Consider the following 24711-nt stretch of genomic DNA (forward strand, 5'->3'; position numbering starts at 1 on the left):
ATTATTCCTCCTTGTTCATTTTTTTTAGTTTGTCCTTTATGCGGCTGAGCTTTGTAGCTACATTGGTTACAGTCAGTCCGGTGATTTCGGCAATTTCTTCGTAGCTTTTCTCCTCCAGATAGAGTAAGATGATGGATTTTTCCAATTGTCCCAATCTGTTTATCATGTGATAGAGTTGTCGTAGCATGACTTGAGTCTCATCATCTTCTTCGGTTCGGTCGACTTCTTGTGTAAGAGTTACGATTTCGGGAATATTCTTTTCTTTTCGGATAAAACTAATACACGTATTCAGTGCTATACGGTATATCCATGTGGAAATTTTACATTCCCGCCGGAATTTAGGAAATGCTTTCCATAAGTTGAGTACCACTTCCTGATACAGGTCGTTGAGAGTAGCATTAGGCGTGGTGTACAGATAGCACACTTTGTATATGACACGCTCATACTCCCGTACCACGGATACGAACTCTTGTTCTACATTTTCCATTCTTCTTTGGCTTCTTTCGAATTGCTTATATTTTGTTAGTCGCAAAGAAAATATTTAAATCACAATCTCTCGGTGCAAAAATAAAAAAATAATAAGAGATTTTAGTCCTACGTTTTAATCATTTAGTCGCATATAATACCGTTTAGCTAAATATAGGCAAAAAAGTGTTTGAATATTTTAAAATAGAAGTGTAACTTTGCACCAACATAACATGTAAATATTAGAAAAATATGAAACGACTGGCTATTTTTTTATTTGGGATATGCTTGCTGGCTTCGTGTGATGAAATTGAAGAAGCTCGTACATTACCTAAAGAGTTTTCCATTGGTGACATTACAGATATCTCGGAATTGACTTACGATGAGTTGGAGAATCTGGTGATTAATTCAAATTATTATGATCCTGTCTATCAAAAAGACGAAATGAGACGAAATGGTGGTCTTATTATTAAAGGGCAGGTTACTCTTGGAATCGGAGAGGCATATAGTGATGCACGCCTTTGGTTTTCTACCCGTGAATCGGATCTTCCTACAAGCAATTCGGATATGTGGAATGGAAATTATGCGGGAGCTTTAACAGCTAGTGCAAATACTCCTTATTTCTTTCAGAATAATCAGCAACTGACTGAATCTGGTAATGCACCTACTTATTATTATAAATTAGGTTTAAGTACATGGGACAAGGAATATCCCGGATTCGTTGATAACTGTTTGGATGGAGGATATTATTCACAAACCGTTTTTAGTAGCGTGAAAACTTATACTCGTCCGGATGTGCCATGTCTATTTGAATGTATGATGGGAGGAGAAGTTGAGATCATTGCATCTTTTAGCGTCAAGTCCAATCATTTGATTACAGAAGGTGGCATTTGTTATAGTCGCACTAACCAACTTCCTACGATAAAGGATGAAGTGGAGTATTACGATAATGGTATAGATCAGAACTGGAAAGAAGGGAGGATATATATAAATGCCTACCCTGGCGAGGCTGGTACATATTATGTGCGTGCTTTTGCTTCTTCTGGAACAGCTATCAGCTATTCTCCGGTATGGAAAGTAACGACTTATAATAAGTCTCTATAACTAAATAAACAGAAAAATACAATGAAACGATTGATAATGATATGCCTGATAAGTTGTCTGGGTTTGGTTACACTTATGGCACAGGAGGCAACACACGACATTAAAGGTGTGGTAACAGATAAACAGCAACAACCTATTGTTGGTGCGTTGGTCACGGTACATGGTACTACGATTAGCACGGTAACCGATATTGATGGAAAATTCCTGTTACGTGAAGTACCTGTAAAGGCTAAGCGCTTAGTAGTAGAATCTATTGGGATGGAAACGGAAGAATGGGAGATTGGTACTCCTATACAGATAAAACAGAAACGCCAGAAGTTTTCATTTGTCGCATCAGCTGGTGTGGTAATGAGTCGTTATACGGTGTTTGGAGGTAGTTCAAAGATGGGGTATGAGTTTGGTCTTGGTTTTGAAACGCGCCGTTCAGAACATTGGGCTTTTCGCTTGATGGTGGAGTTGGCTTCTCGTGGTACGGTTTATAAATATAATAAGTCGGGTCTTGATTATAAGGAAACTTGGAGTCCCGTAACTCTTGATGTACCCATGTACTTTATGAGACGTTGGAACTTGGCACATAAGACTAACCTGGTGTTAGCGTTTGGTCCTGCTATCTCTTTTGGACTGGGAGGTAAAGTAAAGGCCGAAACGAATGGTGTAAAAGAGGAATATGACATCTATAGCAAAGAATATGATTCCTATTATGAAAGTGATGGTAAACATGCTTTATTATTGCCATTTAGTTCCGGATTGGCTTATGGACTAGGTGTAGAATATAAGCAATGGATGGTTGGCGCTTGGGGTAAGAATATGGTTCTAATTCCGGGTGATAGTTCCGCTGATGATGTGGAACACAATTGGGCTTTAACCTTTGGAGTATCTTATCGTTTTTAAAGAACTAATGAATTAAAAGAGAACGACAATGAAAAGAATATATATATTGTTGCTGGCATGTATGGGAACTATGAGCGTAATGGCTCAGGGACAAAAGTTAAAGAGTCGTATTATAGACAAAGACTATTATCCGGTGGATAGTGCCAAAGTTTCGGTAAAAGGTACGAATATCAGTACAACTACAGATAGGAATGGGAACTTTGTATTGGAAAATGTTCCGCTGATTCTTGATTCTATCGAGGTACAGAAAGGGAAAAAGGATTATTCTGCCGGTATTCCTGTAAAGATCCGAATGCGTAAGGCGGTCATGGATCGTTTTGCTTGGTTTGTACGAGCAGGATATGAATATCCATTGTATGATTTCGGGGATTTTGAGGCGGCTATGGATAATCATGTATTTTACGTAGGAGGTGGAATAGATTTAAAAATGTCACGTCATTGGGCTTTTCAACCAAGTGTGAATTTGGCATTCCGTAAAATGAACGGCTACGGTTATTATTATGAGGATGGTCATAGTTTTGACGAAGGCTCCTTTAATATGGGCGTGATGGAAATTCCACTTTTATTTGCCGTGAAGTTTCCTTTAGGATATTCAGCAAATCTAGTATTCCGATTTGGCACCTATTTTGATATAGGTTTGTGGGGAACTGCTAAATTTCATGCTGACAATTATTATGATAATGGAGGCAATTATAGAACTGAAGACAGAGAATTTGATATTTATGGGACTCGTTTTTGCGGAGGTGCAGCCTATGGTATAGGGGTTGAATTAGGACATTTCCTGATTAGTACAATAGGGCACACGGGGTGGATGTCCTATGATTATTCAAAGGGCTATACGAGTTTCGGTATAGAGGTTGGCTATAAGTTCTAGAAAAATTATTTGGGTAAGTTCGCTGATAGGAATTTCCGCATAACATCTACGGACATTCCGCGGCGATGAGCATAATCTTTTAGTTGATCTTCCCCAATCTTTCCTACTGCAAAGTAGTGCGATGCAGGATGAGCAAATATCATACCACAGACGGAGGCATGCGGATGCATGGCTCCGTTTTCTGTTATGGTTATGCCGATTTGCTTCATATCGAGTAATTCGTCCAATAGGAAATTGATGGATTGGTCGGGCAGGGAAGGATAACCTACTGCGGGGCGTATGCCTTGATATTTTTCTACTAATAAATCGGGAATGGACAATGATTCCTCGGGTGCATATCCCCAAGCTTCCTTGCGTACATACTCATGCATCTTTTCAGTAGCAGCTTCAGCAAGTCGGTCGCTCAACGTTTGAACAAGTAGGTGTTTATAAGGATCATTCTTATAATACTCCTCAACCTCTCCATTGATAGAGGAAGCAAATAGTCCTACAATATCAGGAATTCCCGAAGAGAGAGGACGTATAAAATCACTCAGGCAGAGAAACGGACTTCCATTAGGATGAGGCGTTTGCTGACGAAGTAAAGGGAAATTAGTTCCTTCTATGATCAGATTATCTTGATCACTGTTCGCTTGACAAAGCTTGAAGATACATTGAATGGTGATTTCTTCATCCAACTGGTCTAATACTCTATTTGCTTCTTTGAATAATTGCATAGCTTCTGCTGCCTTGGCACGTTCTTCTTCTGGAAAAGTAGTGAGCCAGGAGGCGTGACAGGCGTCGCAACCATGAATATTGGCAATCGCCGCAAAACGTGGTTGAAAACCCCATGCATGGAAAAAGTAAATCCAATTGATGTAGGGAGCTACGTTATGGATGGGGTAATTGAGTATTTCCGACTTAATCATAAATCACTAATCACTAAATATTGAATCTTAACTCTTCTCCACGGTAAGCGTCATCCACAGTATTTTCATTGTAGATGAGATGTCCGTTTGCGAAAGTCTTTTCTACTTTCCAATTGAAAGTATGTCCTTCCAGCGGACTCCATCCGCACTTGCTTAATATCTTATCAGTAGTCACCTCCCATGGAGTATCGGGGCGCACCAAGACTAAATCAGCCTGATAGCCTTCACGGATGTAACCGCGTTGATGGATATTGTAAATTTCGGCAGGCGCATGACACATCTTATTAACGATAGTTTCTAAAGTAAATACACCTTCATCCACCAACTCCAGCATACTTACAAGGGAGAACTGTATCATAGGCATACCGGACATAGCTTTCAGTGCTCCACCTTCTTTTTCCGAAAGCAGATGCGGAGCATGATCGGTAGCAATGACATCAATCAAGCCCGAATTGACTGCGGCTCTCAAAGCTTCGCGATTGCTTTTTACTTTGATGGCAGGATTACATTTTATACGGGTACCCAATGTCTTATAATCAGTAGAACTAAAGAAAAGGTGGGGTACACATGCTTCGGCAGTGATTAACTTTTCGGAAAGTGGTGCATCGCTGAACAAACTGAGTTCTTTAGCCGTAGAGATATGTAGAATATGTAATTTAGCTCCTGCAATACCAGCTAAGCGAATAGCCAGTTCGGAAGAGTTGTAGCATGCTTCTGTAGAGCGGATAGACGGATGTTTCTGAACCGGAATATCCTCAGCTCCTGCAAACATTTCCTTGTATTTAGCGGTATTATTTTTGATAACCTCTTGATCCTCACAGTGTGCAGCAATCAACATGTCAGTACCATTGAAGATGTTTAGGAGGCTGTTCATTTTGTCTACCAACATATTGCCGGTACTGGAACCCATGAACAGTTTAATTCCACAGACACGGTGCTTGTCCAGTTTGCTGAACTCATCGTAATTGTTATTTGTAGCACCAAAGTAGCAAGAATGGTTGACGATACATTTCTCGTTAAGCAAGTCAAATTTGGCATTCAGTGCATCCAGAGTGATAGTCAAAGGATTGGTGTTAGGCATATCCATGATGGAAGTAACACCACCGGCAGCGGCGGCGCGGCTTTCGGTAAAGATGTCTGCCTTATGAGTAAGTCCGGGATCACGGAAATGTACGTGGTCGTCAATGATACCGGGCAGCAAGTAGCATCCGGTTGCATCTATCGTTTCATCACACGGAGCGGAGATTGGTTTCCAATCAATGAGTACTTCGGCAATGCGTCCGTTTTCTATAACAACAGAACCTTGTATAGATTCTCCTTCGTTGACAATGGTAGCGTTATGAATCAGCGTCCTTTTCATTTTCTATTTTTTATTTTCTATTTTCCGTTGATTTCGGGTATTTATGGAATAAACTATTCCACTTTAGGCGAATCACTCCAAATACAGCTTCACCAAAAATGCTACTATTCATCTTGGAAGTACCCAGTTCACGGTTGATGAAGATAACAGGTACTTCTTTGATATTGAAGCCACATTTGTAAGCAGTGAATTTCATCTCTATCTGGAAGGCATAGCCTTTAAAACGAATGCCATCGAGATTGATAGTTTCCAATACACTACGGCGATAACATACAAATCCGGCAGTAGTATCATGGATGGGTAATCCGGTAATGAAGCGGACATATTTAGATGCGAAATAAGACATCAACACGCGTCCCATAGGCCAATTAACTACATTCACTCCACTTACATAACGCGAACCGATAGCTACATCGGCACCCTTTTCGGCACAAGCCTTGTAGAGGCGGGGAAGGTCCTGAGGATTATGACTGAAGTCAGCGTCCATTTCGAAGATGTACTCATAATTATGTTGCAACGCCCATTTAAAACCAGCAATATAAGCTGTTCCCAATCCGAGTTTACCTTTACGTTCCACCATGAACAACCGTTCGGGAAATTCTTGCTGTAAAGTCTTGACGATGGCAGCGGTACCGTCCGGTGAACCGTCTTCGATAATAAGGATATGGAACCCATGTTCCAGAGCGAAAACGGCACGAATTATATTTTCTATATTTTCCCGTTCGTTGTAAGTAGGGATAATGACGATGCTGTCTGGTGTCTGCATATTCATATAGGGGGTTATTAATGGGAACAAATGTAACGCTTTTCTATCATTTACGAATAAAACTAAGGATTATTTAGTATTTTTGCGCCCGAAATATCACCCCAGATTACAATGACTATCACTGAACTGCAACAAATCTATGCTGCTCACCCTAATGTAGAAGGGTTGAACAAGCTGCTTAAAAATACTTCTATTCAACATCTCTATTGCGGAGGCTTATGTGCTTCTGCTGCATCGTTGTTTTCATCCGTACTAATACAACAAGCAAAGTGTCCATTTGTTTTCATTCTTGGCGATTTAGAAGAAGCCGGATATTTTTATCATGATTTGACTCAGATATTGGGAGGGGAACAAGTTTTGTTTTTCCCTTCGTCTTTCCGTCGTGCTATTAAATATGGTCAGAAAGATGCTGCCAATGAGATACTTCGTACGGAGGTGTTGAGCCGTTTACAAAAGAATGAAGAAGGACTTTGTGTGGTTACTTATCCGGATGCTTTGGCAGAGAAAGTGGTTTCACGTAAAGAATTGGGTGACAAAACTCTGAAACTTCATACGGGTGAGAAAGTGGATATGAGTTTTATTACAGAGGTATTACGTAGTTATGGCTTTGAGTATGTGGACTATGTTTATGAACCTGGTCAATATGCTTTGCGTGGTAGTATTATAGACGTTTTCTCCTTCTCCTCTGAATATCCTTTCCGTATCGACTTCTTTGGGGACGAAGTAGAGAGCATCCGTACTTTTGAAGTTGAATCTCAGCTATCCAAAGTACGAAAAGACAATATCGTGATCGTTCCTGATTTAAGCCATAGTCTTGAATTGGGAGGTAGCGGAGGTATGGTTTCGTTTCTTGATTTTCTTCAACCGGATACTGTATTGGCAATGCGCGATTTTCTTTGGTTGCGTGAGCGTATCCAGGTGGTACATGATGAGGCGCTTACCTCTCAAGCCATTGCTGCACGTGAGGCGGAAGAAAACGGTTCGATCTCTCTGGAAGGTAAGTTGATCGATGGGGGAGAGTTTACCCTGCGTGCACTCGACTTCCGGCGATTGGAATTTGGTAACAAGCCCACCGGTACGCCGGACGCTGCTATTTCTTTCAGTACAACAGCACAACCCATTTTCCACAAGAATTTCGATTTAGTAGTGGAGAGTTTTCAGGAATACCTGGCTCAAAACTATACGATATATATCTGTAGTGATAGTTTGAAGCAGACCGACCGTATCCGGGCTATTTTTGAGGATCGAGGCGATAAGATCTCTTTCACATCCGTAGAACGTACTTTGCATGAAGGCTTTGCCGATAATACTTTACGGCTTTGTATCTTCACCGACCATCAACTTTTCGACCGCTTCCATAAGTATAATCTGAAGAGTGACAAAGCTCGTAGCGGTAAAGTAGCTCTTTCTTTGAAAGAACTGAACCAGTTTACACCGGGTGATTATGTGGTGCATACTGATCATGGTGTGGGGCGTTTCACCGGATTGGTACGTATTCCTAATGGCGACACTACACAGGAAGTGATGCGATTGGTTTATCAGAATGAAGATGTAGTGTTCGTTTCTATCCACTCTTTGCACAAAGTTTCTAAGTATAAAGGTAAAGAAGGAGAAGCACCCCGTCTCAACAAGTTGGGCACAGGCGCCTGGGAAAAACTGAAAGACCGTACTAAGACTAAAATTAAAGACATTGCCCGCGATTTGATAAAACTCTATTCGCAACGGCGTGAAGAAAAAGGTTTCCAATATAGTCCTGATAGCTTTTTGCAACGGGAGTTGGAAGCGTCGTTCATTTACGAAGATACTCCTGATCAAAGCAAATCGACTGCTGATGTAAAAGCCGATATGGAGAGTGCCCGTCCTATGGATCGTCTGGTTTGTGGCGATGTAGGATTTGGTAAGACGGAAGTTGCTGTGCGTGCTGCTTTCAAAGCAGTTGCCGACAATAAACAAGTGGCAGTACTTGTGCCTACAACCGTGCTTGCCTATCAGCATTTCCAAACATTCAAGGAACGTCTGAAAGGACTGCCTTGCAAGGTAGATTATTTGAGTCGTGCTCGTACCTCCGCCCAAGCCAAAGCAGTGGTAAAAGGACTTGCTGAGGGCGAAGTAAATATACTTATCGGTACCCATCGTATTTTGGGTAAGGATGTAAAATTCAAAGATCTCGGTCTTTTGGTCATTGATGAAGAACAGAAATTCGGAGTTTCTGTTAAAGAAAAACTACGCCAACTGAAAGTCAATGTCGATACCTTGACCATGACCGCAACACCTATTCCCCGTACGTTGCAATTTTCATTACTGGGTGCCCGTGATTTAAGCGTCATCCAAACTCCGCCGCCCAACCGTTATCCTATCCAAACTGAAGTGCATACCTTCAACGAGGAAGTTATTGCCGATGCTATAAATTTTGAAATGAGCCGTAATGGACAGGTATTCTTTGTAAACAACCGTATATCCAATCTTGCAGAACTCAAAATGATGATTGAACGTCGCATTCCCGATTGTCGTGTAGTCATTGGGCACGGACAGATGGATCCGGCTGATTTGGAGAAGATTATCCTGGATTTTGTTAATTACGATTACGATGTATTACTTGCCACTACCATTATTGAAAGCGGTATTGATATACCCAATGCCAATACCATTATCATCAATCAGGCACAGAATTTCGGTTTAAGTGACTTACACCAGATGCGTGGTCGTGTAGGCAGAAGCAATAAGAAAGCATTCTGTTACCTGTTGGCACCGCCTCTTTCTTCGCTCACTCCGGAAGCAAAACGTCGTTTGCAGGCTATCGAGAACTTCTCTGATTTGGGTAGTGGTATTCACATTGCCATGCAAGACCTAGACATCCGTGGTGCCGGAAACATGCTCGGAGCTGAACAAAGCGGTTTCATTGCCGACTTGGGTTATGAAACCTATCAAAAGATACTTTCCGAAGCTGTGCATGAACTGAAGACCGATGAGTTTGCCGAGCTTTATGCTGAAGAGTTGCAGGCAGAAGGAGGTGTTATCAGTGGAGAACAGTTTGTGGATGAATGCCAGATAGAAAGCGACCTGGAGCTTCTCCTTCCAGCCGACTATGTGACCGGAAGCAGTGAACGCATGCTGCTCTATCGTGAATTGGACGGGTTGGTACTTGATAAAGATGTAGATGCTTTTCGTGCCCGTCTTGAAGACCGTTTCGGTCCTATCCCTGCCGAGACCGAAGAGTTGCTGCGCATTGTTCCTTTGCGTCGTCTTGCCGCCCGTCTCGGCGTTGAGAAAGTCTTCTTGAAAGGCGGGCGTATGTCCTTGTTCTTTGTTTCCAATCCGGACAGTCCGTATTACCAAAGTCAGGCATTCGGTAAAATGATTGCCTATATGATGAAATATACCCGCCGTTGCGACCTGCGCGAGCAGAATAACAAGCGGAGCATGCTGATAAAAGATGTGACTTCGGTAGAAGAAGCTGTCAGTGTGTTGCAAGAGGTAGTAGCGATGCAAGTAGAGGAATAATTTTCCTTTCTACAAACTCAATATATCATTTTCTATTTCTTCAATAGATTCATGGATATATTGTTTGATGATAGTATGATTATTCAGATAATGAATAGAATCAGAAATTTCATGTAGCACAGCTATTTGGTGGGATGATATTATGATGGTCTTGCCATTCTCTTTTAACGAGAGAATCAGTCTCTTAAGTTGAATGCAACCTTTTAAATCCACCCCATTGAAAGGTTCATCCAAAATATAGACATCATTCTCTTGCAAGAGTAAAGCTATCAGCGAAAGTTTCTTTTTCATTCCGGTAGAATATTCTGATGCATATCGCTCCAATGGCAATTGGAAGATTGCATTCAGTTGCATTATTTTCTCCTGATTGACGGGTTCACCTTTAGCTTTCATGCAAAATTCAATATACTCCATGCCGGTTATCAAAGAATAGAAGAAATTGTCAGCAGGTAAATAGCCGATTTTAAGCCGTTCGGCTTTCTTGATTAATCCGTTGTATTTATGAACTCCAATGATGCAACAAAACAAGGTTGTCTTGCCGGAACCATTTTCTCCTACAAGTCCATAAATAGTTCCCGACTGGTAAACAAGTGATATGTCTTTCAGGACTTCCACCTTTCCAAAGTTCTTTGTCAGATGACTTATACTGATTAATTCCATAGTTGTTTTAATTTATTGTGTGCAATATAAGAGACAACTCCTGTTATTGCTGCAAATGGTACAAGTAAATAGGGAATAAAACAGGAGAAAAAGAATATTGGGAGCAGCACGGGTAACTGAATAAAAAACAAACTGATGCTTGTTGTACATATTTGCCGCAGTAATCCCAGATTTTGTAAATACAAGATGCAAGCCACGCAGCTTGATAAAGAGAAATAAATAGTATCAGCAGTTGATGAGAATATCAATACTGTTCCGATAAACGGTATTCCGGTTACAAGCGTATTCCATCCATTTACTTTCCACAGCATATTGCTGAATATCCGATAGCTTTTGAAATGGTGCATTTGTAAGATATCCGGTATGGTGAAGTAAACAGATGCTTGAGTAAAATACCAAATAATCATACTTATTTTGGCAATACGGATATTGCCATGAATAGCTCCTATTATTGAGCAGAAAAGTAATAATAGATATACCCAACTTGCTTGTCGGAACATACGAATATATTCCATTCCCCCTTGATAGAGAAAAGGTAACTTTATGGGAATTTGTTTTATCCTTATTTCTTTTAGATAGGGTAATAGTAAGACAAATATACTCAGTCCGATAGCTATTATCCATTGCCCTTTAGCAAGTTCGGTTATTATAAAGGGGCTGCTTAGTAACCCATATTCCTTTTGATAAAACCGGATAATGTTTTTTATCTGTAGTTGTAAGAAGGTTTTGTCTTTTCGATAATTGTGGTAGCTTCCAAGGAGAACAATGCAAGTCGCGGGCAATACCCATTGGTTTTCAACTTTAACAAGTACAATAATAGCTAGCACCGATATAAGTACTAAGATGATGCATCTTAAAATCCCTATTTCTGCTAAAATACGGAAGCAACTTCTCAGATGGAGTTTCAAATATAACCGGAACATTCTTTTCTTTATTATATTTGTCGTTACAGTCTTCGGTTTGTCACACTGACATTTCTTTATTAATAGTTATCTCCCGAATTGAACCGCAAAACCCAGATTGAAGAATGTTATATTATTCTTGAACCAACTGTGATCCACTCCGTCATCATATCCATCTGTGTTGTAAAGGCGGCCGTCCGGATTGGCAAACCAATCTGCTGTGAGCATGTCGGCACGCAACATGCCCGATAGTTTTCGGGTGATGCGGAATTCATATCCCAGTCCTAACGATATTCCGCAATATCCTTTTTGATAGAGATGCCCATTTTGTGTTCCCCGTTTGTAGGTTCGTTCCTGATAGTCCATATATCCTATGCCGAAAGAGAGAAATGCTCCTTGATTGCCATTACTCCAAAGGTGGCGGAAGGTTATGTTGGGACGTACGTAGTGCAGGTGCATCTTGTCCGGAGAGTGTGCTATCCTTATGTAATCATATTGAAGTCCCAAGGCAAAGTTAGGAATGAAGTAGTAGCGCCCTTCCGTCATTATATTGTATCCGGGCCGATTGCCGTTCTTGCTGAAGAAGTCTTTGAGACTTCCCTCTACATGAGGTAGAGCCAAACCTCCACCCAATATAATACTGTAGTTTTGTGGCAGGCATTCACTTTGCGCCTGCAAGTTCATCCCGTTATAAGCAAGGAAGAGACTGAGGAATAGGATAGTGAGTCGTTTCATTTTTCGTGAGATGTATATCTTGACCGCTAATATAAAGCTTATTTTCTATATAAGCAAGCTCCTTTTCGTATAACGAAACATACTTGTCATCGTGATCTGCGCTAATAAAACAATCGCTATATTAGATTGTCCACTTTTTGTCTCCTGGTATTTTACCGGAGAAGATTTGCTGAAGTCTTATCTTTGGAACAACTTTTTAAAGACCCAAAATAGATAACACACATGATGGAATTAGCAGATGTTGCTGCACTTGCATTTATTGCTGTTGGATTGATTTTTCAAAGCGTAAGATGCTACCGTGGTAATCGTTTTATAAGGATAAAGCGGAAATTTTTAGTAAGCCTACTATTGCATAAAACGGAACTCACCGGAGACTGCTCATGCGGTATCGTTCTTGTTTTTGACCGTTTGGGACATCTTGTGCGTAAATTGCCTGAGGTAGATTTGAAAAATCGTAAAGATCAATATAAACTATGTTGCTCTGTCGAAGAAGGTGTACAAGGTTTCTATGTACTATTTGCTTCCCGTTCCCTTAGCTTGAGTAGTATTTATCATTGCAAGGATTTGGAACGATTATTTTTAGGGAATCCTGATATACAGATTGCTAAAACCGATATTCAAGATATAAAATGTAATATCTCTCTCCAATTGGTTATGGTGCGGGAAGATTTGACCTCTGAAAAACAAATGGAGGCAGTTCCTGTTGTCCTTTCTATGCTTCTCCCCCCTGAAGTGATTACAGATGCAATGGCAAAGGTACTTACATTTGACTTGAGTGGATGTAACGAAGTATGGAAAGTGGGTGATGTACGGTATCTTGAAAATGAATCGGAAGATTGGATAAGTCTAAAAGTGGAAGGTGAGAAACTGGTGATACAGGTTCGCACTAATTTCTCGTCCAATGAACGCATGGTCACGGTAGAATTATATAATGAAGACCAAGTTCATACTTTAAAAGTGAAGCAAATGATGGTAGGTGTGCGAACAGGGCTTAGTGTGGGTCAGAAGCTTTATGTCACTACTGGGCAAAAGAATGAAATAATACCATTTACTGTGACTCCGGATAACGAACAGGTAACTTGGCACATAAAGAGTGCTAATGCTAATGACGGTGGATGTTGGTACACGGTCAAGCCGGCTATCGGTGTACGACAAAAAGGAACTCAAGTGCTGAAAGTGCACTTAGCGGCAAAACCGGTCAATGTTCGTTCTCGTTCATTGTCTATGACGGTAGAAACCGGTACTTATCCTTTCTGTCAGACTGTAGATATTGTCGTAATGCAGGGTGTTTGCTTCAATTATTACATTGAATATCCTCAAGATGATATTTGCGCCCGTCACAGTGAGGTGATAGAAACTCCGGTAGACTACAAGGAGGCAGATGGCTTAAAGACTTACATTATTTGTGTAAATAGTAATCAGCCGTGGCATGTTGTTTGCAATGAAAAGGTTGACTGGATAGAAGTAGGTGTACCGGAAATTTTGCAAGGACACTTTGGAGGTCGATTCGTTGTAAAGGTACATTCCAATGAAGGAAATGAAGAACGTGGTGGTTTTCCGGCCGCTCGCTATACAGTACTTTCTTTGATTAACGATACCGGCATTGTTAAAGATATACTTATTTATCAAGGTGGTTACGTTCGCATAAGTGGAAAGTATTGGCTTGATCGCAATCTGTCGACAATGGGAAAATTGGCACAGATCGCTATTCCGGTGGGATTTGGGGAGAATTGCACACTCAATTATGGCAGCTATTTCCAATTCGGTAGTCCTTCGGAAGTCTGGAATGGAAATTATACTCCTTGCAAAGGTAGCTGGTATACAGGCAACCCCGAGACTCCATTGCGTGCTGCTCAATCAGATCCTTCGCCCATAGGATGGCGTGTCCCTTCGTATATTGAAATAGAAAGTTTTATTAATGCTCCCGCTGCCTCATTGGAACTGCAATGCGAAGAGAATAAGAATAATATCTGCTTTTTGAGTGATGACGGTGTACCGGTATATTTGCCTCTTTGCGGACATCGTAGTCATATTAATGGTTGCCAGATAATGATTCCACACGGACATCGTTATTGGACCGGTAGCAGCCAAAGGGCTGTATATGGATATTCTCTTTGTGTGGAATCAAATCGTCAGATGTACATCGTGCACGACATGAAGAAATGTGGCTTTCCTGTGCGGTGCATACTTGAATAGTGTTTACGTTATTTTTATGCTACTGATAACTAATGCTTTATCGTTATATATAGGTAAGATACACTCGTATCCACAAGCAGAAACGCCCGTATCTCCTAATGGGAACGGTCGTATCCTTTAGTGGGAATACCCGTTTCCTTTAATGGAAACGAAAGTTTTGCACTAAGCTATTCCAATATAAGACACATTGTAAAGCAAATGTAATGCATTCAAAAGAAAATCTTACCGTTTACCGTATAACTTGTCTATTAAATCCTGTCGCCCTATTCGTCGCAATTCATTGATGATATTCTTCCGTTCCTCCGGTTTATACCAGAAAAAGAACATGCGTTGAGCCAGCTTCTCCCGCTGGGTCTTTGCACTGAATACCGGTTCTAAGGTATAAGGATGAAAACCGGTGTACCAAGCTTCGGTGGCTACAGTCATCGGAGTAGGGGTGAAATCCTGCACTTGCTCTAAATGGAAATCTAAGTGCTTGGTGATGACGGCAAGTTCTGCCATATCCTCTTCATTGCATCCGGGATGACTGGAAATGAAATAAGGGATCAACTGTTGGCGCAGACCTTCTTCGCGGTTGATGCGTTCGAATATCTTTTTGAATTCACCGAACTGGCTGAAAGGAGGTTTACGCATAATGTTAACTACTCGATCTGAAGTATGTTCCGGAGCTACTTTTAAGCGTCCGCTTACGTGGTGGGCAATGAGTTCGCGGGTATATTCGGCGGTACTCTTGTTTATTTTAGGGTCTTTGCTTTGGTGTAATAGCAGATCATAGCGTACACCGCTACCAATGAAAGACTTTTTGATGCCGGGTATGGCATCTACCGCGTGATAAATATCCAATAACGGACTGTGGTCTGTATTCAGATTCGGACATACTTTTGGGTAAATACAAGACGGGCGCTTGCACTTCTTGCAAACGTCCAAGTTGTTGCCATGCATCTGGTACATATTGGCGGAAGGTCCGCCCAAGTCACTCAGGTATCCTTTGAAATCAGGCAGTTCTTTAATAGCTTCTACCTCTTTCAGAATGCTGCCTTTACTACGGCTGACGATGAATTTTCCCTGATGTGCCGAGATGGTACAGAAGGCACAACCACCGAAACAACCTCGGTGGATATTCACCGAGAACTTAATCATATCGTATGCCGGAATACGTTTCCCTTTGTATTTAGGATGAGGTAGGCGGGTGTAGGGCAAATCGAAAGAGTGGTCAAGTTCAGCCTCAGTCAATGGGGGGTAAGGAGGGTTTACTACTACAGTCTGTTTGCCTACTTGCTGTAGAATCCTTGAAGCGGCATATTTATTGCTTTCTTCTTCAATATGACGGAAGTTAGCGGCTTCTTTCTTTTTATCTTTCAAGCATTCTTCATGGGAAAACAGTGTAATATCTCCTTCTTGTACGGTTACTTCTTTTTCGAGGTAAACCATTTGGGGAATATCGGCAATCAACTGCTTAAATTCTCCGGGGGTGATAGCAGAAGTATCTTCTTGGGTATTGGTCTCAGCTAATCTGCGTTTCAACCTTTCGATGAGTTCCACTACAGGCTTTTCTCCCATGCCGTATATTAATGAGTCGGCACCACTATCTACAAGGATACTGGGACGTACCCGGTCTTGCCAGTAATCATAATGCGTCAGACGACGCATACTTGCCTCTATACCTCCTAAAACGACAGGAATATCGGGATATAATTTCTTTAAAATTTGTGTGTAAACTACTGACGGATATTCGGGACGCATGTCCGGACGTGCATCCGGCGTATAAGCATCATCACTGCGCAAGCGTTTGTTGGCTGTGTACTTGTTTACCATAGAGTCCATACATCCGGGACTGATGCCAAAGAATAAACGAGGACGTCCCAACTTCTTGAAATCACGCAGGTCATCCCGCCAATTGGGTTGAGGTATAATCGCTACTCGCAATCCTTCAGCTTCGAGGATGCGTCCGATAACGGCAGCCCCGAACGAAGGGTGATCAACGTATGCATCACCACTGAACAATATCACATCCAGTTCATTCCATCCACGCAACTCTACTTCTTTCTTGGTTGTTGGCAACCAGTCGGTCAGTCGATATTCTTTCATGGCGCAAAGATAGCTACTATTTTGTAAATTGCAGCGTCATCTGTTCTCCATCATAAATTTCACGGAAACCAATTTGCTGTTCAGCGAGATATTCTTTCAAGTCGCTGAAGGCATTGGTATCGTCTACGATGATTTCCAGTTTATCTCCTTTTTGGGCTTCGCATATGGCTTTCATAGCCGGGATGAGAGGACTGTAATGTTTTTGACCACAAGTGTTGATGGTTTTCATTTATCGTCTTCTTCTATGGTTTCTTGTTGGGAAAGCCATTGAAGATAGAGCTTGATAAGTTGCTGCAATCCGAAGGCTTTCATGTTATTATGGTAAATAACGTCGATGCAGAGGTCGAGTAATTCTTTGCTATCCTCTTCCTGAGCGGCGATGAGAGAGCGGATATTCAGTCTGAGTTTCTCAAGAACAGATTCGTCTACGATGCCGTTGCTATCTATGAGGTGACGGAAGAGTCCGTATTTCTCAATAGTAGCGAGGTTTTCTTCTGAAACTTCTAAACTGCGGGTTCCACTGGGATTGGCTTGTATAGTGTACATGATGTTTTATTTTTTAAGGGTTAATATTTACTTTAGGAGCAAAGATAAGATTTATTTTTATTATTTATTTCTTTTGCTCAGGAATTGTAGCACAGATGCCATTATTGCGGTGCGGTCTGCCTCTGTCTTGATGCTTTCGAAAGGGAAACCCATGACAAAAGTGCGGTAGTCGTTTCCTTGGTAGGCAACGGCAGCAGATACGTTTCCATCTGTATAAGTCATTACCGGAAAAGCAGGTGACATGGCCAGGATACAATCGGGAGCTGTTACCGGATAAGCTTGTTCGTTGGGTAAACGGGGAACCTGGAAAGTACGTCCCAAGCCTTGAATGGCAATATTACCATCTGCTGTTTGGAAGGAATTTCCGTAACGGTATTTAAGTATGTTTTGAGTGAACTCCCTATTACCTTGGGTGCTATTCATATCACTTCCAACGTATGCACCACTAACCAAAAGATTTCCTCCTGATTTGCAGTAGGATGTTAGAGCGCGTTGCATGGGCGATGAGAACGTTTTATAATAGATGTTTTGCCCAGGAATAACGGAATTATCTTCTTTTTCCAGGCCAAGGATATAATCTACTATCGGATAATTTTCTAAAGTTACGAGTCCGCTTTCCACTGCTTCATTGCTGCAAGATACGAAACTATAATCTCCGGCAGCTTGTATGGCCTTGCCATGTATAAATGGGTAGTCGAATGTATTTCCGACGATTTTCATGCCTTCGTATTCACTACCGCTACTTCCTAAGCCTTTTCCTGCATTTTTGCGGTTGAAATTTTGTTGGGCGCCACAGAGAGAGATGTTATAAAGGTAAGGAACGCCGGGATCTTGAGTGATATCAAATCCCGCTGCATCCGGAGTGTTAATCACTGCCGGTCCGCTGATACGGTCGAAACCGTTGACGATAAGTACACGCTCCCGTTCACGCTTGGCTTTATAAGCGGCAAGAATTTCCGAAGGAAAACTTTCACCTCCTTGATTTACGGCAGTTACTTTGAAAGAATAAACGATTCCCGGTTCTGTCTTTACAGTATAGGATGGAGAACTGACACGTACACCATTGTCAAATCCACCACGTCCGATGCGTGTGTATACGATATACTCGCGTGGTTTAGCAGTTGGTTCTAACGGATCGTCCACTCCTTTCCAGGAAAGCTCCAAGGTATTTTTCTTCTTTCCGAAACGGACAGCGAAGTGGCTTACAGGGAGCGGTTGCACCACATAATCTTTACCGTGCTGACTGCTGACGTATTGCAGGATGGCTTTGTAAAGTGCACGCCCAACGATGAACTTAAAGTTTGGGTCGTGTCCCAGTTGCATGTCTGCAAAGTTTTGGTGGGATAATAACTCCACAATAGTGGATGGAACTGCCGGAAGCCGTGTTTCACTATAGTTACGATTCCACATGCTACGTCGTATCCAGTCCGGTTTTAAGGTCGAACGAATATCGTTATTTACTTGCGTGATTAGGATATCTGATAGGTCGCGTGAGGCGTAGCGGTCTGTGCCGGCATTCAACTTTTCGTTGTTGAAATCTGTGGTATAAATGCCTAGCGTACCGATAATTTCGTCTTCAAGACTGAAACCTGCGTCACTGTGGAGTGCCATGCTCATTTCAAAAGGAACCCCTAATCCTTCTTCGGACGGGTTGAAGATGGATTTTCCTGCTAAATAGTTCACGGAGCGAGAACGTACATTGATGTCATCGTTCATGTCATTCGTTCCTTTGCTTCCTGAATATACAGAGTAGGGCATACCCGCCCATTGGGCCGAATAACGCGCGCCTTCCAAATATCTGGGCAGTCCGCTGATTTGTCCTCCACGGGCAATATTTCCCATACCGCCACCAAAACGGACAGCATCGGCGCAAACTACACCTTTCTGCTTACTCTCATTGCTCAGGATAACCATGCCATAATCGTTTTTGCCTTTATCAAAAGTGAATGTACCGAGATATACCCAAGTGCCACCACCAATCTGCTGGTTTACTTTGAACTCAGAAACACCTCCATTATGGAAGACGATGTACTTGGCATCGCTTACACTATTAGGTAACGTTTGATAGGATACGTATACTGCATATTCACCGGTTTCGGGAATATTGGGTATCCATTCGGCAAAAGCTTTGTCTTTTTTCTTTTCTGTATTAGCAAAACGTGCTGTGCCATCAAGAAAAGGATTGTCTCCTTCCTTATAGATGCTTTTTAGTTGTGCAAATCCGGGTAAGTTTGTTTGTTCCCAATGGGCTTTACGGCTTTTTACATCCAGATAGAGTGAACCTTGACCACCGTGTCCGCTCAGGCTGCCGTCATTGTCAACAATCACTTCTTGCTTCTGAATGTCCCGTTCGCGGGGAGTAAATACATTGGCACCGGCATTCTCCAGCATAGGTATGAGATAAGGTAGGATGAATGATTGCGTAAACATATCTTCGCTTGTACAGAATAGTCGTGGACGTTGCCATGCCCATTTATCTTGATTATTAATGTAGTATTTTCCATGACTCTGCCACAAGGCGATATGTCTTCCATTCAATCCGCGAGATATTTCGTAAGGGCGCGAAGCGTTGGTTACCCAAGCGTTACCTTTATATTCCAGATTATTGAATAAGCGTGTCTTGTCTTTCTTTCCCTTGCGGTAAAAATTGGGAATAAGATCGTCTATGCTACGTCCGTCTGCAAATAAAGTCATATCGAAGTAATTTACCGGACCAGGAAGTATCTGTTTCAGGTGTTGGTAAATGGCATCTACCGTTTCGGGGCGCAAAGGTTGATAAGCAAACCTTTCGTTGGCGAAGATATATAGTTTCTTCTTTTGGAAATCTATACGGAAGCTATCAAGCTTGCAAGTCCCTATTTTGGCCGTATTGGTAGTGTATTCTTTGAAGAAAGTTCGTAGGCGATCTTCTACGTTTTTTTCTACTTCTTGTGCGGAAAGGAGTATGACATGCAATAATAGCAAAAAGAACAGAATTATTTTTTTCATATTAATGGTTTTCTAGTTTTTCTTATCTGTTTTTGTCAAACAGTTTTGTCTGCAAAAATACATAAAAGAAAGCTTATAGATAGTTGCCTTTCTTTCTTTTTTATATTTTTGCAGACATATTATTAATAGTAACAACTATGAAGACACTATTGAAGAACAGTTTAGCTTTTTTCATGATTTTATTGTCAACTTCGGCATTAGCCCAGCAGTCTGCTCAAATCATGAATGTAAATGCACGCCAGGCTACCTCTCTTGACGGACAATGGAAAACAATTGTAGACCCATTTGAGAATGGTTACTATGATTATCGTTTGAAACCTTATGATGGCGGTTATGCTCAGGATAAAACCTATTCGGACAAAACCAAACTTCAGGAATACGATTTTGAAACTGATAAGCTGTTGTTTGTGCCCGGTGACTGGAATACGCAGCGTCCCCAACTCTATTACTACGAGGGTACTGTGTGGTATCGTAAACACTTTGAATATTCCCTGCAACCGGGTAAACGACTATTCCTTAACTTTGGCGCTGTGAATTATGAAGCCATTGTTTGGCTGAACGGCAAGCGTTTGGGTAGCCATATCGGTGGATTTACTCCTTTCAACTTTGAAATAACCAATCTCTTGAAGGAAGGTACAAATAGCTTAGTGGTAAAGGTAGATAATAAACGTAAACCCGAAGCTGTGCCCACCGTTAATGCCGACTGGTGGAACTTCGGTGGCATTACACGTCCTGCTACTTTAGTAGAAATGCCTTCAACCTATATTCGTGACTACTATGTTCAGTTGAAGAAGAATGATAAGAATACCATTGAAGGATGGGTACAATTGGATGGTTCCGCCAAGGAGCAAAAGATCATACTTGATATTCCCGAATTAAAAATAAAGAAGGAAGTCATGACGGATGGCAATGGTTATGCTTCTTTCCAAGTAAAGGCCAAGCCTGTTCTTTGGACTCCTGAAAGCCCTAAATTGTATGCTGTGAATTTATCCTCTGAAACAGATAAGGTAGCCGATGAGATAGGCTTCCGCACCATTCGTACGGAAGGAACCAAGATCTTGTTGAATGATAAGGAAATCTTCTGCCGGGGTATCAGCATTCATGAAGAGACTGCTTACTACAGTGGTCGTGCTTATTCCCGGGATCATGCCCACACCTTGCTAAGTTGGGCTAAAGAGCTGGGATGTAATTTTGTTCGTCTGGCACATTATCCTCATAATGAAGAAATGGTACGTGAAGCGGAACGTATGGGTTTCTTGGTGTGGTCTGAGATTCCTGTTTACTGGACTATTCATTGGGAAAACAAAGATACTTATCAAAATGCCGAACAACAACTCTACGATATGATTGGTCGTGATAAGAATCGTTGTAACATTATCATCTGGTCTATCGCCAATGAAACACCTCATAGTGAAGCTCGCTTAGCATTCCTGACAAATCTGGCTAATAAGACAAGAAGCTTAGATAATGTTCGTCTGGTGGGTGCAGCTATGGAAAAAGAAGAAATACAACCGGGAGTCATGACCGTACACGACCCATTGGGTGATATTTTGGATATAATTAGTTTTAATGAGTATGTAGGTTGGTATGATGGTGATTCAGAGAAGTGTGACCGGGTGAACTGGACATTCGGAACACAGAAACCTGTATTTATCAGTGAACTTGGTGGGGGCGCTTTGTATGGACGACATGGTTCGGTTAACGAACGCTTTACAGAAGAGTATCAGGAAGACCTATATATTCGCCATGTCAATATGTTGAAACGTATTCCGGGATTGGCTGGTACTACTCCATGGATCTTGAAAGATTTTCGTTCTCCCCGTCGTCACGTTCCTGAGATACAAGATGACTTCAACCGCAAAGGATTAGTATCCGACAAAGGGCAGAAGAAGAAAGCATTCTTTGTCTTGCAGAAATGGTACAAGGAACTGGAAGAGAGCTATAAATGATATTGATAGTATAAAAAAAGAGAAGGTTGCAATGTGTATCATTGCAACCTTCTTTTTTTATTAAATGATCTATTTGTGAACTTTACAAACTACAATGGAACATACTCTACAAATGCCTCCATAGCTTCATAAGATGCCAGTCCAAGGCTATCATACAGAGCAGCAGTACCACGGTTACGGTCTTCACTGCGTTGCCAGAATAAACGTTCGTCGTTACCAAGGAAAGGTGCACTTTCCATCTGTGACTGGTGTTTCAAGATAGAGTTACGTTTTGCACGCAATTCTTCCGGACTGATAGGTACAGCCATTTCTATGTTTTCAATTTCCCATTCTGCCCATGCACCACGGTACATCCAGATGCGACAATCTTTCAGCCATTTTGCATCTTCTTCTTTTTCCAAGTCGATAGCGGCAAATACGGCATCGGTACAAACACGGTGTGTGCCATGTGGGTCAGCCAAGTCACCGGCAACGAAAATCTGATGAGGTTTCACCTCACGCAATAATTTACGTACAATTTCTACGTCGGCCTCACTGATTGGATTCTTCTGAATTTTTCCTGTTTCATAGAACGGCAAATCAAGGAAGTGGCAGTGGGTTAATGGTATATTATTGTAGGTGCATGCTGTACGTGCTTCACCACGGCGAATTAAACCTTTGATAGTGAGGATATCACGAGAATCCATATCACCATCTTTCTTGTTTTTCAGATATTCGCGGATTTCAACAAATTTGTCATTGATGGTTTGGCATTCTTTGTTCATGAAAAGACCGTTAAAGCCATTAATGAAGTGCATGAAGCGGATTACCTCTTCATCACCTACGGCAATGTTACCGGAAGTTTGATAAGCTACATGTACATCATGCTTCTGTTCTACTAAACGGCGGATAGTGCCACCCATAGAGATAACATCATCATCGGGATGCGGAGAGAATACTACAACACGTTTAGGGAATGGTTTTGCGCGTTCGGGACGATAGGTATCATCGGCATTAGGCTTACCACCAGGCCATCCGGTGATGGTGTGCTGCAAATCATTGAATATCTTGATATTTACATTATAAGCAGATCCGAATAAAGCTAATAGTTCGCTTAATCCGTTCTCATTATAATCTTTGTTCGTTAACTTCAAGATCGGTTTTCCGGTAAGTTGGCATAACCAAACGATGGCACTGCGTACCAGTTTATCATTCCATTCACAAGAAGTTACCAACCAAGGGCGATGAATACGTGTTAAGTTAGCGGCAGCCGATAGGTCGATTACAACATGTGCATTGTTGTGAGTTTGCAGATAGGATGCCGGAATGGTATCGGTAACCGGACCTTCCACACATTCTTTGATCATTTTGGCTTTTTCTTCACCCCATGCTATCAGATATACTTTTTTGGCGGCGAGGATGGTAGAAACACCCATAGTGATGGAACTGATCGGAGTACTTTCAATGCTGCCGAACATTTTGGAAGCTTCGTTGCGTGAATCGTTATCCAGCAAAATTAAACGGGTTGTTGAGTTGAGGCGTGATCCCGGTTCGTTGAAACCGATGTTACCTACTCGTCCAATACCCAGTATAGCGGCATCCAATCCACCAAAACTTTCGATGCGTTGTTCATACAAGCGGCAGTATTCGAAAATAGTATCTTTAGCAATTGTACTGTCCGGACTGAAAATATTCTGTTTGTCGATATCTACATGATCCAGTAACATTTCCTTTAAAGAATTGAGGTTGCTGTTGATTGCATCCGGCATTAAAGGATAATATTCGTAAAGGTTGAATACGATTACATTGCGGAAACTCAGTCCTTCTTCCTTATGCATACGGATGAGGTCTGAATATACATTACGCGGAGAGTTACCACCGGCAAGGGCCAATACACAGAAGCGTCCTGCTTTCTGCTTGTCACGAATTAATTGTGCAATGTCAAGAGCAACTTGGTTGGCACCTTCTTCCGCAGATTCATAAATATCTGTGGGGATTTTTTCTAGTCGGGTCAGCACCGACCTTTCAAATGCATTCTCAGGGCGATAGTATCGGGGGGATACTCTGTTGAGAGTGATTTGAGAACTAAGATTGGTTTTCATAAAAATTGGTATTAATAAATTGATTAAAAGCTTTCGCTAATATAATTAACAAATATACGAAAAACAATGTTCACTCGTATATTGTTGAAGATAATTTTAAGATAAAGTATTGGTTCCCGGTACAAGCTTTCCCATTGCCCATACGGCTCTTATTTTCAAATCTTCGTCCATAACAATAATATCGGCGTCCTTTCCTTTTTGGAGAGAACCTTTGCGATCGTAGACTCCCATAATCTTTGCGGGAGTTTCTGAAGCCATGCGAATGGCATCGGCCAATGGTATATCGGCTTTTTGTACCATAGTACGTATCAGGCGGTCCATAGTAGCAATACTACCGGCAAGGGCGGAGTGGTCGGCAAGTTTACAAACATCGTCTTCTATGATAACACGCGGATCGAAAGCTTCCTGACTACTGCTTGCGGCACATGCCAATGCATCCGTGATAAGACAGGTACGTTCTACTCCTTTTATCTTATATACCAGTCGTAAGATGGTGGGAGGCACATGGATGCCATCGGCAACAACTTCTACAGTCATATCATCTAAAAGGTAGATACTCTCAACCGTACCTTCGTATTTATATTCACGGCGTTTGTGGAAACCCGGCATCGCATTATAGAAGTGGGTAGCGTGGGAATATCCGGCTTCGTATGCAGTACGAATATCTTCGAACTCTGCTTGAGTATGAGCAACCGAG

General features: G+C 41.7%; 19 protein-coding genes. 6 read left to right on the forward strand and 13 right to left on the reverse strand.

Features of this window, described 5'->3' with window-relative positions:
• Position 1: 1 nt before the first annotated feature.
• Complete coding sequence (locus Q1W14_RS14920) at positions 2–487, reverse strand: sigma-70 family RNA polymerase sigma factor (protein ID WP_300702778.1); 486 nt, start codon at positions 485–487, stop codon at positions 2–4.
• 230 nt (positions 488–717) lie between these two features.
• Between Q1W14_RS14920 and Q1W14_RS14925 the strand changes: the two genes are divergently transcribed.
• Genes Q1W14_RS14925 through Q1W14_RS14935 form a run of 3 tightly spaced genes read left to right on the forward strand, consistent with a single transcriptional unit; the run spans position 718 to position 3334 of the window.
• Positions 718–1569 carry a hypothetical protein gene (locus Q1W14_RS14925; RefSeq protein WP_300702781.1) on the forward strand — a complete coding sequence of 284 codons (852 nt, stop codon included), beginning with the start codon at positions 718–720 and terminating at the stop codon, positions 1567–1569.
• A gap of 21 nt (positions 1570–1590) precedes the next feature.
• Positions 1591–2460 (forward strand): outer membrane beta-barrel protein, encoded by an 870-nt coding sequence (locus tag Q1W14_RS14930; protein ID WP_300702782.1) that lies wholly within the window; start codon positions 1591–1593, stop codon positions 2458–2460.
• A gap of 28 nt (positions 2461–2488) precedes the next feature.
• Positions 2489–3334 (forward strand): outer membrane beta-barrel protein, encoded by an 846-nt coding sequence (locus Q1W14_RS14935; RefSeq protein WP_300702783.1) that lies wholly within the window; start codon positions 2489–2491, stop codon positions 3332–3334.
• Positions 3335–3339: 5 nt separating this feature from the next.
• Here Q1W14_RS14935 and Q1W14_RS14940 read toward each other — a convergent pair whose 3' ends face one another.
• Genes Q1W14_RS14940 through Q1W14_RS14950 form a run of 3 tightly spaced genes read right to left on the reverse strand, consistent with a single transcriptional unit; the run spans position 3340 to position 6374 of the window.
• Positions 3340–4242 carry a vitamin B12 dependent-methionine synthase activation domain-containing protein gene (locus Q1W14_RS14940; RefSeq protein ID WP_300702785.1) on the reverse strand — a complete coding sequence of 301 codons (903 nt, stop codon included), beginning with the start codon at positions 4240–4242 and terminating at the stop codon, positions 3340–3342.
• 13 nt (positions 4243–4255) lie between these two features.
• Positions 4256–5602 carry a dihydroorotase gene (locus tag Q1W14_RS14945; RefSeq protein WP_300702787.1) on the reverse strand — a complete coding sequence of 449 codons (1347 nt, stop codon included), beginning with the start codon at positions 5600–5602 and terminating at the stop codon, positions 4256–4258.
• A 10-nt stretch (positions 5603–5612) separates the two neighbouring features.
• Positions 5613–6374 (reverse strand): polyprenol monophosphomannose synthase, encoded by a 762-nt coding sequence (locus tag Q1W14_RS14950; protein ID WP_300702789.1) that lies wholly within the window; start codon positions 6372–6374, stop codon positions 5613–5615.
• A 105-nt stretch (positions 6375–6479) separates the two neighbouring features.
• Between Q1W14_RS14950 and mfd the strand changes: the two genes are divergently transcribed.
• Positions 6480–9869, forward strand: coding sequence for a transcription-repair coupling factor (mfd, locus tag Q1W14_RS14955; protein ID WP_300702791.1), 3390 nt, complete (start codon positions 6480–6482; stop codon positions 9867–9869).
• 9 nt (positions 9870–9878) lie between these two features.
• Here the strand turns inward: mfd and Q1W14_RS14960 are convergent, their stop codons facing one another.
• From Q1W14_RS14960 to Q1W14_RS14970, 3 genes are all read right to left on the reverse strand, one after another.
• Positions 9879–10529 (reverse strand): ATP-binding cassette domain-containing protein, encoded by a 651-nt coding sequence (locus Q1W14_RS14960; protein ID WP_300702793.1) that lies wholly within the window; start codon positions 10527–10529, stop codon positions 9879–9881.
• A complete protein-coding gene (locus Q1W14_RS14965; protein WP_300702795.1) occupies positions 10520–11437 on the reverse strand; it encodes a hypothetical protein in 918 nt (305 codons plus the stop codon). Before Q1W14_RS14965 ends, Q1W14_RS14960 begins: the two co-directional genes overlap by 10 nt.
• A gap of 81 nt (positions 11438–11518) precedes the next feature.
• A complete protein-coding gene (locus Q1W14_RS14970; protein WP_300702797.1) occupies positions 11519–12166 on the reverse strand; it encodes a hypothetical protein in 648 nt (215 codons plus the stop codon).
• Positions 12167–12388: 222 nt separating this feature from the next.
• Here Q1W14_RS14970 and Q1W14_RS14975 point away from each other — a divergent pair, with 222 nt between their 5' ends.
• Complete coding sequence (locus Q1W14_RS14975) at positions 12389–14362, forward strand: hypothetical protein (RefSeq protein WP_300702799.1); 1974 nt, start codon at positions 12389–12391, stop codon at positions 14360–14362.
• Between the two features lie 222 nt (positions 14363–14584).
• Here the strand turns inward: Q1W14_RS14975 and Q1W14_RS14980 are convergent, their stop codons facing one another.
• The 4 genes from Q1W14_RS14980 to Q1W14_RS14995 are packed head-to-tail and all read right to left on the reverse strand — an operon-like array spanning position 14585 to position 19984.
• Positions 14585–16450, reverse strand: coding sequence for a YgiQ family radical SAM protein (locus Q1W14_RS14980; RefSeq protein ID WP_300702800.1), 1866 nt, complete (start codon positions 16448–16450; stop codon positions 14585–14587).
• Between the two features lie 16 nt (positions 16451–16466).
• Positions 16467–16679, reverse strand: a complete 213-nt coding sequence (locus Q1W14_RS14985) for a sulfurtransferase TusA family protein (RefSeq protein WP_300702802.1) — start codon at positions 16677–16679, stop codon at positions 16467–16469.
• Positions 16676–16996 carry a hypothetical protein gene (locus Q1W14_RS14990; protein ID WP_300702804.1) on the reverse strand — a complete coding sequence of 107 codons (321 nt, stop codon included), beginning with the start codon at positions 16994–16996 and terminating at the stop codon, positions 16676–16678. The genes Q1W14_RS14985 and Q1W14_RS14990 overlap by 4 nt, the downstream gene beginning before the upstream one ends.
• Positions 16997–17056: 60 nt before the next feature.
• Entirely contained in the window at positions 17057–19984 is a 2928-nt protein-coding gene (locus tag Q1W14_RS14995) for a xanthan lyase (RefSeq protein ID WP_300702806.1), read from the reverse strand.
• A gap of 137 nt (positions 19985–20121) precedes the next feature.
• Here Q1W14_RS14995 and Q1W14_RS15000 point away from each other — a divergent pair, with 137 nt between their 5' ends.
• Positions 20122–21933 (forward strand): glycoside hydrolase family 2 TIM barrel-domain containing protein, encoded by a 1812-nt coding sequence (locus Q1W14_RS15000; protein WP_300702807.1) that lies wholly within the window; start codon positions 20122–20124, stop codon positions 21931–21933.
• A gap of 89 nt (positions 21934–22022) precedes the next feature.
• Here Q1W14_RS15000 and Q1W14_RS15005 read toward each other — a convergent pair whose 3' ends face one another.
• Together Q1W14_RS15005 and Q1W14_RS15010 are read right to left on the reverse strand one after the other, a co-directional pair.
• A complete protein-coding gene (locus Q1W14_RS15005) occupies positions 22023–24014 on the reverse strand; it encodes a glucosamine-6-phosphate deaminase (RefSeq protein WP_300702809.1) in 1992 nt (663 codons plus the stop codon).
• A 96-nt stretch (positions 24015–24110) separates the two neighbouring features.
• Positions 24111–24711, reverse strand: a 601-nt coding sequence (locus tag Q1W14_RS15010; RefSeq protein ID WP_300702811.1) for an amidohydrolase family protein, incomplete at its 5' end; no start/stop codon positions are given.

The sequence above is a fragment of the Bacteroides sp. genome (genome assembly GCF_030151085.1).
In the GTDB taxonomy this organism is placed as follows: domain Bacteria; phylum Bacteroidota; class Bacteroidia; order Bacteroidales; family Bacteroidaceae; genus Bacteroides.